The following is a 12,330-nucleotide window of genomic DNA, read 5'->3' on the forward strand; positions in this document are numbered from 1 at the left end:
TCCGCTGAGGTTGAACGCCTGAAGGCCCGGCCCCCCCACGGGGGTGCCGGGCCTTCCGTGCGCCGTGCCCCAACTCCCCCTACGCCCAACGCAGTCCCGGCGCTCCGCGCCGGATGTCTCCCACCCGCCCACCCGTGCACCCGGCGGCCACAAGACGAACGAACAGACAGCACGCGAGCGCCCAAACGTCGCGGGCCGCTGAGATCGCCCCCGCACGCAACACGGCAAAACCACCCGCAGCAGACCCGCTGCGGCTGCACGGCAATCAGGCGGGGGGGGCGGGAAACATCGCGCGAAGCGCGGCAAGGCCACCCGCAGGAGACCAGCAGCCCGCACCCCCTACGACTGCGGGGCAATCGGGCGGGCGAGTGGGTGGGAAAGATCCGCGCGAAGCGCGGGAAAGCCACCCGCAGGGGATCAGCCGCCGGCTCCACGCCCCGCAGCGGACCAGCCGGAGGCCCGCAGCGAGGCCACCCCGCAGGAGAGAGTCGCCCCCGGTGCACCCGGGGGGACCCACGCCCCGCCTACGGATAGCCTCGAAGGCATGAGCAGGCCCCCCACCTTCACCCCGCCCCCCGGCGTCGACGCCCGACCCCTCAAGACCGTGCGCGGCGACTTCGCCACCCTGGACGCCCGCCCGGCCGGCGAGGCCAAGGGCACGGTCCTGCTGCTCCCCGGATTCACCGGGAGCAAGGAGGACTTCATCGCCCTGCTCAGGCCCATCGCGGATGCCGGGTACCGAGCCGTCTCCGTAGACGGTCGGGGGCAATACGAGACCTCAGGACCGATCGACGACGAATTCCCTTACGAGCAGGGCGAGTTGGCGCAGGACGTCCTCGCCCAGGCCGACGCACTCGGCGGTACGCCACACCTCCTCGGGCACTCCCTCGGAGGCCTCATCGCCCGCGCCGCCACCCTCCGCGCCCCCGCGGACACCTTCGCCTCGCTCACTCTGATGGCCTCGGGGCCGGCCCGGATCGCACCCTCCCAGCAGGCCCGCGCCAAGATGCTGACGGACGCGCTCGGCGTCCTGTCGATGGCCGAGGCCTGGGCGGCCATCCAGGCCATGGATCCGCCGGAGGAAGCCGACCTCGACGGCGCCGCCCTGCGCGACCGCTGGCTGCGGCACAGTCCCGCCCAGCTCATCGCCACGGGCAAGCAGCTCTGTGTCGAGCCCGACCGCGTCACGGAGCTCGCGGCCGTCCCGCTGCGCAAGCACGTCATCTCCGGCGAGCGCGACGACACCTGGCCCATCCCCTGGCTCGACGACATGGCGGCCCGGCTGCGGGCTCACCGCACGGTCATCACCGGCGCCGAGCACTCCCCCAACACCGACCGCCCCACGGAGACCGCCGCGGCGCTCATCACCTTCTGGGACCAGAACCCGACCAGCCCAGGAGCCCCCTAGTACTGCGTCTGCAAATGCTCCCAGAACCCGTCCCGCAACGCCCGCCGCAGATCCGACTGCCCCCGCAGCGAGTACGCGAGCAGCTTCTCGGCCTCCACCAGGAGCTCCTGGTCCACCGACCCGGGCAGGTACGGATGCCCCGGCAGCAGGTCCACCAGCGCCTCGCGCCCCCGCGCGGCCAGCCATTTCGCGGCGATCTGGGCGCCCACGAAACGGACGTCGTCCCGCGCGGGACGCGGCGTGCCCGCGGTGTCGTACGTCGCGTACGTCGAGAGGGTGCGCCGGGACACGTACGGCTTGAAGAAGTCGAGGTCGAACGTGCGCTGGCTGTCGACCTCCCACAGCAGCGGCTCCGCCTGGTTGCGGCCCTCGGACGCCTCGATGCCCCACAGGTGCACCCGCGCGCCGTACCCCTGCGCCGCCTCGACCGCCGAGACCAGGTCCTCGTCACCCCCGATCAGTGCCGCGTCGCTGATCGCGCGGTGCCGGGCGAGTGACTCCAGGTCCGACCGGATGAGGGAGTCCACGCCCTTCTGCTGATTGTTCGCGTTGAGATTGCCCAGGCGCACCTTGACGTCCGGCAGCTCCGCGATCGACTGCTGCTCCACCGTGTGGATGCGGCGCCGCGCGCCGTCGTACCAGTAGACACGCAGCAGACGACTGTCCGCGAAGATCGTGCGCGCCTTGTCGATGAACGCCTCGATCAGCCCCTCCGCGTCCAGGTCGAAGGCGCGCCGGTCCTCCGTGCCGACCGCGAGGCGGCCCGCCGCCGCGTACACATACCCGGCATCGACGAAGATCGCGTGCGTGGACGGCGTCTTCGCCACCTCGGCGAGCACGCGCTCCAGGAGTCCGTTGGCGCGCTCCAGCTGGGCGCTGATCTGAGCGCTGATCTCGATCTCGTCGTTCATCGGTGCCATTGTCCCGTCGGTCACGCAGCGAACACAACCGGTCTCGCTACTCGCGAGTAATTAGCCTGTCGAAAAATTTCCTTAGCGTAGGGAATGTTTGCTGGGGGCAACTCGTTGTACCCGTATGGAACGCCGGACACAGCTGTCCCGGCGGCCACAACTCCAGTAGTTCTCCTTCAGGAGGATGACCAGACGAAGGGAGAAGCCTTATGCGCTTCGAAATCATGCGACTCGACGACGTCGACGGCGCCGCCGTGGACCGGACCGTCGTAGACGCCGCCTCCGTCAATCGGATCGTGCAGCAGGCCGCAGCGATCGGCCAGCGCATCTATATCCGTCCGGCCGAATCCCCGGCCTCATAACGCACAAGTTGCACATATAGGTTGCACGTATATGTTGCGCACATAGGTTGCACGCACAGGTTGAAGGGCCCCCGTACATCTTGGTACGGGGGCCCTTGGCATGCCCGGGCCGCTCCCCCGGCGGGTACGCCCTAGCTGCCGTTGATCACCTGCGTCACGCCGTTGATGATCTGCTGCACCGCGATCGCGGAGAGCATCATGCCCGCGAGCCGCGTCACGAGGACCACGCCGCCGTCCTTGATGACCCGGATGATCAGCAGCGAGTAGCGCATCACCAGCCAGAGCACGACGTGCATCGCCACGATCGCCGCCCACACGGAGAGCTGCGTGCCGAGGGTGTCGGCGTCCTGGACGGCCAGGATGACCGAGACGATCGCGCCGGGCCCCGCGAGCAGCGGCATGCCGAGCGGCACCAGGGCGACGTTGACGTCCTTCGTCTGCGTCGGCTCGTCCGACTTGCCGGTGAGCAGGTCGAGCGCGATGAGCAGGAGCAGCAGACCGCCCGCGATCATCAGCGCGGGCACGGAAACGTGCAGGTAGTCGAGGATCTGATGGCCCAGGACGCCGAAGACCGCGATCACGCCGAAGGCGACGCACACGGCCTGGAAGGCCATCTTCTTCTGCACCTTGGCGGGGCGGCCGGAGGTGAGTCCGAGGAAGATCGGCGTGATCCCGGGAGGGTCCATGATCACAAAAAGGGTGAGAAAGAGGGATCCGAAGACGGCAACGTCGAACACAGTGATGGCCTTGCAGTGAGTCGTACGAAAATGCCGCACGGGGCGGCGGAAAAGGTGGGGCGGAGTCGCGTCACGCGGAGCCGTGGGCTCGTGGAGTCGTACGGTCGCGTTACGCGGCGGGGCTTCCGCCCGCGCCCGGCACCGGGAACGCCCCGGTCGCCCGGCGCGTGATCTCCCCGTAGATCTCGGGGTCGGTGGTGAACTCCCCGAGCACGCAGGTCTTGCGGCTGCCGTGGTAGTCGCTCGACCCCGTGGCCAGCAGACCGAGGTCCGTGGCAAGGCCGTGCAGCCGGGCGCGGGTGGCCGGATCGTGGTCCATGTGGTCGGCCTCGACGCCGTCGAGACCGGCGGCGGCCAGTTCCGCTATCGCCGCCTCGGGTACCACCTGGCCTCGCTTGACGGCCGCCGGGTGCGCGAAGACGGTGACGCCGCCCGCGGCCTTGACCAGGCGGATCGCGTCGAAGGGGTCCAGTTCGTGCTTCTCGGCGTACGCGCGGCCGCCGTCGGCGAGCCAGTCCTGCGTGAAGGCGTCCGAGACGGTGGGCACGACGCCCAGTTCCACCAGGGCCTCGGCGACGTGCGGGCGGCCGACCGAACCGTCGCCCGCGATGCGCGCGACCTGCTCCCAGGTGACCGCGACGCCGAGTTCCTGGAGCTTGCCGACCATCGCCTTCGCGCGGGGTACGCGGTCGTCGCGCACGAGCTCGCGCTCACGGGCGAGTTCCGGCTCGTCGGGGTCGAAGAGGTAGGCCAGCATGTGCAGGCCCACGCCGTCGAGGCGGCAGGAGAGTTCGGCGCCGGTGACGAGGGTGAGTCCGGCGGGGAGGGCGGCGACGGCTTCCGCGTACCCGCGGGTGGTGTCGTGGTCCGTCAGCGCTACGACGTCGAGACCGGCCGCGGCGGCGTTGCGCACCAACTGCCCCGGGGTGTCCGTGCCGTCGGAAGCGGTGGAGTGGGTGTGCAGGTCGATGCGCACGACGCGGACTCCAGGCTCTGACGGGCAGGCGACCAAGGGGGCAGCCGACTGACGGGTGACAAGGGGGACGCTCAAGGATAACGGGACTCGAACGTTCCGCCGCCCGCCCCGGACGAGACACCCCTCACTGCCTCAACAGCCGACGAGCGCGCCGTCAGCGTCCGCGAGGACCCGCCGCCCGGCACCTCGCCACCCTCACACCCTCACGGCATCACGCCCTCACGCCCTCACGCCCTCACGCCCTCACGGCATCAAGATCCGCGGCGAAAGCGCCCCGCACGGCAGCAGGTCCACCTCGGCCCCCGCGTCCCGCAGGTCGGTCAGGACCAGCTCGTCGTACATCAGAAGCCCCGACTGCTCCGGCCACGCGATCGCCCACAGCCACAGGCCGCGCGCCTCGCCCGCGAACACCGCGCGGTCATCCGGCGTGCCCGCCACGTGCCACAGCGGGGTCGGCCGGCCCGCGGCGAGGAGCTTAGCCTGCGGTGGCTTCTCGACGTTCAGATACGGACCGGGATCCGGGCCGTCGACTCCCGCGTACCGCGCGCCGAGACCGACCCCGAGCTCCTCGGCGACCAGGACCAGCTCGCCCATGCCGCCGAGCGGCGCGGGCCCCGAGCAGGCCACGGCGGTCGCACGACCGCCGCTGCGGTCGTCGCCCGCGCAGGCCACGCCCGTGAACAGCCAGCCGACCGGCAGCGGCCACGGCATCCACACCGGCACCTGAGCGCGATGCACCACGACCTGGATGGCCTCGACACTGGGCGGGATCACAGGTTGCAGCGGATGCACCGTCCCGTGCACGTCGCACTGCCAGGAGTCGGCAAAGAGACCGGGAGCCCTGACCCGGCCACCACACTTCGGGCAACTGGGTTCGCCCCTCATAACGACCAACGGTCCTCCCCGGTCGTCGCCCCGTCAAGGACGATCACCCGTCCGGTGGCCCTGTCACCAGGGGAAATTAGATGTAGCTTGCATCTTTTAGTCTGGCTAACTAATATGTGTATACGTCAACGATCTCGACGGAAGCCGCTAAGGAGCAGGCATGAACAGCAGCACCGAAGGCCCCTCCGAAGGGGACCCGTTCGACGAGGGAGCGACCAGCCTCCTGCGCCAGCCGAAGGCCGTCTGGGCCACCGCGGGCGCGTCCGTCGTCGCCTTCATGGGCATCGGCCTCGTCGACCCGATCCTCCCCTCCATCGCCAAGGGCCTTGACGCGTCCGCCAGTCAGGTATCCCTGCTCTTCACCTCGTACTTCCTGATCACCGCCGTCGCCATGCTGGTGACCGGGTTCGTCTCCAGCCGGATCGGCGGCAAGAAGACCCTGCTGCTCGGCCTCGCGCTCGTCGTGGTCTTCGCCGGGCTCGCCGGAACCTCGGGATCGGTCGGCGAGCTCGTCGGGTTCCGCGCGGGATGGGGGCTCGGCAACGCGCTCTTCGTGTCGACCGCGCTCGCGGTCATCGTCGGCGCTGCGGCCGGCGGCAGCGCCGCGGCGATCCTGCTCTACGAGTCGGCGCTCGGTCTCGGCATGGCGTGCGGGCCTCTGCTCGGCGCGGTGCTCGGCAACGCGAGCTGGCGTTACCCGTTCTTCGGCACCGCTGTCCTGATGGCGGTCGGCTTCCTCTGCATCACGGCGTTCCTGAAGGAGCAGCCGAAGCCCGCGCAGAAGACGTCGCTGCTCGCGCCGATCAAGGCGCTCGGGCACGGCGGGCTCGCGTCGGCCGCCGCCTCCGCGTTCTTCTACAACTACACGTTCTTCACGGTCCTGGCCTTCACCCCCTTCGTGCTGAACACGACCCCGTACAAGTCGGGTGCGATCTTCTTCGCCTGGGGTCTGCTGCTCGCGGCCTTCTCGGTGCTGGTGGCCCCGCGGATGCAGGCGCGGTTCGGCTCGCTGAAGGTGCTCGGCGGCTCGCTGGTGCTGCTCGCGGTGGACGTCCTCGTGCTCGGCTACGGCAACCACACGACGGCCATCGTCTGCACGATCCTGTCCGGCGCCTTCATCGGCGTGAACAACACCGTCTACACCGAGCTCGCGCTCGGCGTCTCGGACGCGCCGCGCCCGGTGGCCAGCGCCGGTTACAACTTCGTCCGGTGGTTCGCTGCCGCCGCCGCACCGTTCTTCGCGCCGAAGATCGAGGAGTGGAGCAACATCCACATCCCGTTCGTGGTCGCGGCCGTCACGGCGGTGCTCGGCGCGGTCGTCGTCTGGGTCCGCAAGGACTCCCTCACCCACGAAGCCGAGGAGCTCGAACCGAAGCACGCGGCGGAGGACGGCGTCACCGTCTTCGCCAACTGATATCTCCCGTACGGGATTTCAGTCCGTACGGGATTTCACCGGACGGGATCTCAGTCCAGGGACACGGACTTGCGCAGCGGATCGCGCAGGTCCGTCCCGCTGTTCAGCCAGCGCTCCTGGAGGGCCTGCGCGCCGTGCACCCGCTTCCACGCGCCCTCGTTCGGCGTCATGGGAAGGAGCGGCAGGAACCGTACGGGCTCCATCGGCTCGTCGAGCTCCAGGTCCTGCACCAGGCCGCCGGGCTCCGCGACAAGGACCGACGTGAACTGCGCGCCGGGCCACAGCGGTTCACCCACGTCGAGCGAGGCGCCGGGGGCCACGATCAGGCCCTCGACCTGCGGCGAAGCGGCCAGTACGGCGAGGGGGCGCAGCACCTTGTCCGTGTCGGCCTCGCCGCCCCGCACCGAGAGGACCAGCTCCGCGCGCGGACCCTTGACCGGGTCGGCGAGGGCGGCAGTGGGGTCGGCCATCGGCTGGGCCGACATGCCGAGGGTGGCGTAGCGGACCACGTCCCCGTCCGTGAAACGCAGCACTTCGACGCGGTCGGTGCCGAGGAAGGTCACCGCGGCGCGGGCGTCCGGTTCACCGAGGGCCGTACGGAGACGGGCCTCGACCAGAGCAAGAACATCAGCCATGTCGCGAGCATAGAACTCGTCAGTGGCGGGTAAAGGCGGGGCTTGACACTTCAGTCGGCTGATAGTGTTGGCCGCTGGTTCCGGGCAGCACGCAGAGCGCGCTTTCAAGCCCGGCGCAGATGACTTCGCGCGCTACGCGCTTGGGACTTCCCCTACGGGGGACCGGCCGGAGGAGGTGGGGCTGCCATGGATCGAAGTCGACCGTGCAGTACCACCCGTTCTTCCGTCTGACACCTCACGCAGCCCTGTAGCTGCCACTGTGCGCCTGCGCTCCCCGTGCTCGCGTGCGACGGAAGAGCACTTCGTTTCCACCTGATCTCTCTGTTCTCTGATCTGAGTCAGTAGCGAAGCTGCCACCGCGATGGTGCGGTGCTCCCCGCTTTGTGGACGTGCCAAACATCCTCAGCAGGACGTCCCCATTCCGGGTAGTTCCACCCGCCGCCGGCGGCCTCCGTCAAAGGAGCCTGCCCATGTCGATGATCCGTGACCTTCGCGCCGCCGTCCGTCCCTCGCTCCGCAAGGACGGCAGCGCCTACAGCTCGTACGACACCACCCGCGACCCCACCGCGGCCTCCGCCGTCGTCGACTGCGCCGTCTACCGCGACGGCCGCCGCGCGGCCTGCGACGACACCCTCACGCCGCACGAGGCGATGCTCCAGGTGCGGCGCGACGGCGGCTTCGCCTGGATCGGTCTGCACGAGCCGACCGAGGCCGAATTCGCCGGTATCGCCGCCGAGTTCGGGCTGCACCCCCTCGCCGTCGAGGACGCCGTGCACGCCCACCAGCGGCCCAAGCTGGAGCGCTACGACGACACGCTCTTCACCGTCTTCAAGACCATCCACTACGTGGAGCACGCCGAACTCACCGCCACCAGCGAGATCGTGGAGACCGGCGAGGTGATGTGCTTCACCGGGCGGGACTTCTTCATCACCGTGCGGCACGGCGGCCACGGCTCGCTGCGGGCCCTGCGGCGGCGGCTCCAGGAGGAGCCCGAGCTCCTCGCCAAGGGTCCTTCCGCCGTCCTGCACACCATCGCGGACCACGTCGTCGACGGCTATCTCGCGGTGGCCGACGCCATGCAGGACGACATCGACGAGGTGGAGACCGAGGTGTTCTCCGCGCCGAGCAAGGGCAAGGGCTCCGCGCGCGGTGTCGACGCCGGGCGGATCTACCAGCTCAAGCGCGAGGTCCTGGAGTTCAAGCGGGCCGTGTCGCCACTGCTTCGCCCGATGCTGCTCCTGAGCGAGCGGCCGATGCGGCTCGTCGACCCCGACATCCAGAAGTACTTCCGTGACGTCGCCGACCACCTGGCCCGCGTCCAGGAGCAGGTCGTCGGCTTCGACGAACTGCTCAACTCGATCCTCCAGGCCAACCTCGCGCAGGCCGCGGTCGCGCAGAACGAGGACATGCGCAAGATCACCTCCTGGGCGGCGATCATCGCCGTGCCGACGGCGGTCTGCGGGGTCTACGGCATGAACTTCGACCACATGCCCGAGCTGCACTGGCGGTTCGGCTACCCCATGGTGCTCGGCCTCATCGGCGGCGCCTGCTGGGCCATCCACCGCACCCTGAAGCGCAACGGCTGGCTCTAGGGGGCACTCGGTAGGCTGCGCGCATGACAGAAACGCTGCTCGCCCGGGCCCTCCTCGAGGAGGCCACCAAGAAGTCGGGCCTCATCTGGGTGCGCGGCGAAGAACCGGCCCGCGCCCTGTGGCACGTGTGGCACGAAGGCGCGGCGCACCTCGTCGGCGACGGCCCCGGCGAGCAGCCGCTGCCGGGTCTCGTCGACGGCGGCACCGCCGAAGTGACCGTACGCAGCAAGGACAAGGGCGGCCGGCTCATCGCATGGACGGCTCTGGTGACCGAGCTCGCGCCGCGTTCCGAGGCGTGGGAGGCGGCCGTCGCCGAGCTCAAGGGCAAGCGCCTGAACGCCCCCGACGGCGAGCGGATGCCGCAGCGCTGGGCGGACGAGTGCCGGGTCGTCCGGCTCACCCCGCAGGACACGATCACCGACCTGCCCGACGGCTCCCTCGCGGCCCCGCCCCTGCCGACCGGGGCGACCACCCGGCAGCCGGCGCCGGAAGCGCTGCCCCGGCTGCTGTTCCGGCGGAAGAAGCGGCGGAGCTAGCTGCGGGCCGCGGCGGGCTCACGAGTCGGGCAGCTGCTCGCCGTAGTCCACCATCTCGTCCTTGTCCGGCTCGCTGAGGGGGAAGTCCCTGCCCCAGTCGCTGAGCCGGAGCGTGCCCGCGTCACCCGCGCGCTGCAGGCGCAGCGGGTAGGGCTTGCCCTTGAGCGAGACGTCCAGGGTGCCGCCCGCACCCTTGTCGCCGGTGATCTTGATGCTGGGGTTGCCGGACGTCGTGCCGCGTTCGCCGGTGGCGAGCTTGCCGTGCAGGGTGAGCATGCCCTCCAGGAGGAGGTCCTTGTCGGTGAAGCCGCTCAGCTGCTGGTAGGACGCGTCCGCCTCGGGAACCTTCACGTACTTGCCGTCGAGCTTGGCCGCGGCGTCGCCGTCCGTCCTGCCGGGCTTCTGGCCGCCCTTGGCGTCCTCGTGGGTCCAGAAGGCGGAGTCGGCCAGCAGGTAGAGCTGCTTGCCGACGCGCAGCAGCTGGAAGGTCTCACCCTTCGAGGTGACCGACCCGGTGCCGCCCTCGTCCTTGAGGCGCATGTCGAGCTTGTACGTGTGCCCCTTGCTGACGAGCGTGCCCGAGAGCCGCACCGCGGGTGCCGCGTCGGCCGCGGCGCGGGACTTGCTCTGGATCTTCGCGGCGGAGAGTTTGCCGATGCCGTTGGTGCCCTTGTCCGGGTCCTCCTCGCTGCTGCACCCGGTCAGTCCCGTGATCCCCAGGACGAGACCCGCGCACAGTGTGCTCACGAGGGCTGTCTTGCGGGTGCGGCGGACCGGGGGGATCGCTGACACAGGGGGCGCTGCCTCTCGTGGGGACGACGGCTACGGCTACGGCAGTACGGCAGCGTACCCGTGCTGACTAGGTGGATCGTCGCCAGTCCGGCCGGACGCTCCGCCGGGGCGTATCCGACCGGGACGGGCTAGCCTGAAGCCCGCATTGCCCGACAGAACGACACAAAAGGTTACGAGCGCACACACCAGCGGAGGAGGGGCGAGCAATGGCGGCCAGCGCCTCCCGGGTCTTCGTGTCACATCTGGCCGGTACCGCCGTCTTCGACCCGAACGGCGACCAGGTGGGCCGGGTGCGCGACCTGGTGGCGATGCTCCGGGTGCAGCGCAGACCGCCCCGCCTCCTCGGCCTCGTCGTGGAGCTGTCCACGCGGCGCCGCATCTTCCTGCCCATGACCCGCGTGACCGGCATCGAGTCGGGCCAGGTCATCACGACCGGCGTACTGAACGTGCGGCGCTTCGAGCAGCGGCCCACCGAGCGGCTCGTGCTCGGCGAGATGCTCGACCGGCGGGTCAGGCTCGTCGAGTCGGACGAGGAGGTCACCGTCCTGGACGTGTCGGTGCAGCAGCTGCCGGCCCGCCGCGACTGGGAGATCGACCGCGTCTTCGTGCGCAAGGGAAAGGGCGGCACCTTCCGGCGCAAGGGCGAGACGCTGACCGTCGAGTGGTCGGCCGTCGACGGCTTCAGCCTGGAGGAGCACGGTCAGGGCGCCGAGAGCCTGCTCGCCACCTTCGAACAGCTGCGCCCCGCCGACCTCGCCAACGTCCTGCACCACCTGTCGCCCAAACGGCGGGCCGAGGTGGCCGCCGCGCTCGACGACGACCGGCTCGCGGACGTCCTGGAAGAGCTGCCCGAGGACGACCAGATCGAGATCTTCGGCAAGCTCAAGGAGGAGCGCGCCGCCGACGTCCTGGAGGCGATGGACCCGGACGACGCCGCCGACCTGCTCGCCGAGCTGCCCGAGGAGGACAAGGAGCGGCTGCTCACGCTGATGCAGCCGGACGACGCGGCCGACGTACGGCGGCTGATGGCGTACGAGGAGCGCACCGCGGGCGGTCTGATGACGACCGAGCCGATCGTGCTCAGGCCGGACGCGACGGTCGCCGACGCCCTCGCGCGAGTGCGCCAGCAGGACCTCTCCCCCGCGCTCGCCGCGCAGGTCTACGTGTGCCGTCCGCCGGACGAGACGCCGACGGGCAAGTACCTGGGCACGGTGCACTTCCAGCGGCTCCTGCGCGATCCGCCGTACACGCTGGTCAGCTCGATCCTCGACGACGATCTGCAGCCGCTCACGCCGGAGACGGCGCTGCCGCAGGTCGCCGGGTTCTTCGCCACGTACGACATGGTGGCGGCCCCCGTCGTCGACGAGGGCGGCTCGCTGCTCGGTGCGGTCACCGTCGACGACGTGCTCGACCACATGCTGCCGGACGACTGGCGCGAGACGGAATTCCACCAGGATGAGGTGCCCCGTGCCACCGGCTGACCGCGAGCGGGACGGCCGCCCGGAGCCGCGGACCGCGCCCCGCTTCCGGCTCGACCAGCCGCGGCCACCGCGCCGCAAGTTCCTGCCGGAGTACGACCCCGAGGCCTTCGGGCGGCTCTCGGAGCGGATCGCGCGGTTCCTGGGGACAGGGCGCTTCATCGTCTGGATGACGGTCACCATCATCGTGTGGGTCGCCTGGAACGTCTGGGCACCCGAGGGGCTGCGCTTCGACCCGTTCCCCTTCCTGTTCCTGACCCTGGCGCTCTCCCTCCAGGCGTCCTACGCGGCCCCCCTGATCCTGCTCGCGCAGAACCGCCAGGACGACCGGGACCGGGTCAATCTCGAACAGGACCGCAAACAGAACGAGCGGTCCATCGCGGACACCGAATATCTGAGCCGCGAGATCGCCTCGCTGCGCATGGGGCTCGGCGAGGTGGCCACCCGCGACTGGATCCGCTCGGAACTCCAGGACCTGGTCAGGGAGCTGGAGGAGCAGCGCAGGGGCAACCGTGTCGTATTCCCGGCCGAGGAGAGCGGCGGGCGTGATGTAGGCGACCGTTGACGGCTCTTTCCGGGGCAGGGTTACCGCGCCGTACTATCG

The 12,330-nt window shown here is 70.2% G+C and carries 13 protein-coding genes; 7 read left to right on the plus strand and 6 right to left on the minus strand.

Annotated features, from left to right (window positions below; translation table 11 throughout):
- Positions 1-544: 544 nt before the first annotated feature.
- Positions 545-1,408: an alpha/beta fold hydrolase gene (locus tag OG302_RS15605; protein ID WP_371527348.1), complete on the plus strand. Its 864-nt coding sequence runs from the start codon at positions 545-547 to the stop codon at positions 1,406-1,408.
- Here the strand turns inward: OG302_RS15605 and OG302_RS15610 are convergent.
- Positions 1,405-2,328 carry an NYN domain-containing protein gene (locus tag OG302_RS15610; protein ID WP_371750130.1) on the minus strand — a complete coding sequence of 308 codons (924 nt, stop codon included), beginning with the start codon at positions 2,326-2,328 and terminating at the stop codon, positions 1,405-1,407. The genes OG302_RS15605 and OG302_RS15610 overlap by 4 nt on opposite strands.
- Positions 2,329-2,528: 200 nt before the next feature.
- Between OG302_RS15610 and OG302_RS15615 the strand changes: the two genes are divergently transcribed.
- On the plus strand, positions 2,529-2,681 hold the full coding sequence (locus OG302_RS15615) for a hypothetical protein (protein ID WP_167829028.1): 153 nt from the start codon (positions 2,529-2,531) through the stop codon (positions 2,679-2,681).
- Positions 2,682-2,812: 131 nt separating this feature from the next.
- On the opposite strand, the gene OG302_RS15620 is transcribed toward OG302_RS15615, so the two are convergent.
- The 3 genes from OG302_RS15620 to OG302_RS15630 all read right to left on the minus strand — a co-directional run bounded on the left by OG302_RS15620 (position 2,813) and on the right by OG302_RS15630 (position 5,279).
- The gene (locus OG302_RS15620) at positions 2,813-3,418 is read right to left on the minus strand and encodes a MarC family protein (protein ID WP_361833292.1); all 606 of its coding nucleotides are present in this window, start codon (positions 3,416-3,418) and stop codon (positions 2,813-2,815) included.
- A 109-nt stretch (positions 3,419-3,527) separates the two neighbouring features.
- The gene (locus OG302_RS15625; protein ID WP_371527349.1) at positions 3,528-4,394 is read right to left on the minus strand and encodes a PHP domain-containing protein; all 867 of its coding nucleotides are present in this window, start codon (positions 4,392-4,394) and stop codon (positions 3,528-3,530) included.
- A gap of 243 nt (positions 4,395-4,637) precedes the next feature.
- Positions 4,638-5,279, minus strand: coding sequence for a DUF6758 family protein (locus tag OG302_RS15630; RefSeq protein ID WP_361833288.1), 642 nt, complete (start codon positions 5,277-5,279; stop codon positions 4,638-4,640).
- A gap of 160 nt (positions 5,280-5,439) precedes the next feature.
- Between OG302_RS15630 and OG302_RS15635 the strand changes: the two genes are divergently transcribed.
- Positions 5,440-6,693, plus strand: a complete 1,254-nt coding sequence (locus OG302_RS15635) for an MFS transporter (RefSeq protein WP_371527350.1) — start codon at positions 5,440-5,442, stop codon at positions 6,691-6,693.
- Positions 6,694-6,743: 50 nt separating this feature from the next.
- Here the strand turns inward: OG302_RS15635 and OG302_RS15640 are convergent, their stop codons facing one another.
- Entirely contained in the window at positions 6,744-7,328 is a 585-nt protein-coding gene (locus OG302_RS15640; RefSeq protein WP_371527351.1) for a suppressor of fused domain protein, read from the minus strand.
- Positions 7,329-7,798: 470 nt separating this feature from the next.
- Between OG302_RS15640 and OG302_RS15645 the strand changes: the two genes are divergently transcribed.
- Together OG302_RS15645 and OG302_RS15650 are read left to right on the plus strand one after the other, a co-directional pair.
- Positions 7,799-8,920 (plus strand): magnesium and cobalt transport protein CorA, encoded by a 1,122-nt coding sequence (locus tag OG302_RS15645; RefSeq protein WP_361833282.1) that lies wholly within the window; start codon positions 7,799-7,801, stop codon positions 8,918-8,920.
- A gap of 23 nt (positions 8,921-8,943) precedes the next feature.
- The gene (locus tag OG302_RS15650; protein WP_371527352.1) at positions 8,944-9,456 is read left to right on the plus strand and encodes a hypothetical protein; all 513 of its coding nucleotides are present in this window, start codon (positions 8,944-8,946) and stop codon (positions 9,454-9,456) included.
- 18 nt (positions 9,457-9,474) lie between these two features.
- On the opposite strand, the gene OG302_RS15655 is transcribed toward OG302_RS15650, so the two are convergent.
- The gene (locus OG302_RS15655; RefSeq protein WP_371527353.1) at positions 9,475-10,248 is read right to left on the minus strand and encodes a hypothetical protein; all 774 of its coding nucleotides are present in this window, start codon (positions 10,246-10,248) and stop codon (positions 9,475-9,477) included.
- A gap of 206 nt (positions 10,249-10,454) precedes the next feature.
- Here OG302_RS15655 and OG302_RS15660 point away from each other — a divergent pair, with 206 nt between their 5' ends.
- Both OG302_RS15660 and OG302_RS15665 read left to right on the plus strand, forming a co-directional pair.
- Positions 10,455-11,729: a magnesium transporter MgtE N-terminal domain-containing protein gene (locus tag OG302_RS15660; protein ID WP_371527354.1), complete on the plus strand. Its 1,275-nt coding sequence runs from the start codon at positions 10,455-10,457 to the stop codon at positions 11,727-11,729.
- Complete coding sequence (locus OG302_RS15665; RefSeq protein WP_371527355.1) at positions 11,704-12,291, plus strand: DUF1003 domain-containing protein; 588 nt, start codon at positions 11,704-11,706, stop codon at positions 12,289-12,291. The genes OG302_RS15660 and OG302_RS15665 overlap by 26 nt, the downstream gene beginning before the upstream one ends.
- Positions 12,292-12,330 lie beyond the last annotated feature (39 nt).

This window comes from Streptomyces sp. NBC_01283 (genome assembly GCF_041435335.1).
Taxonomy (GTDB): Bacteria; Actinomycetota; Actinomycetes; order Streptomycetales; family Streptomycetaceae; genus Streptomyces.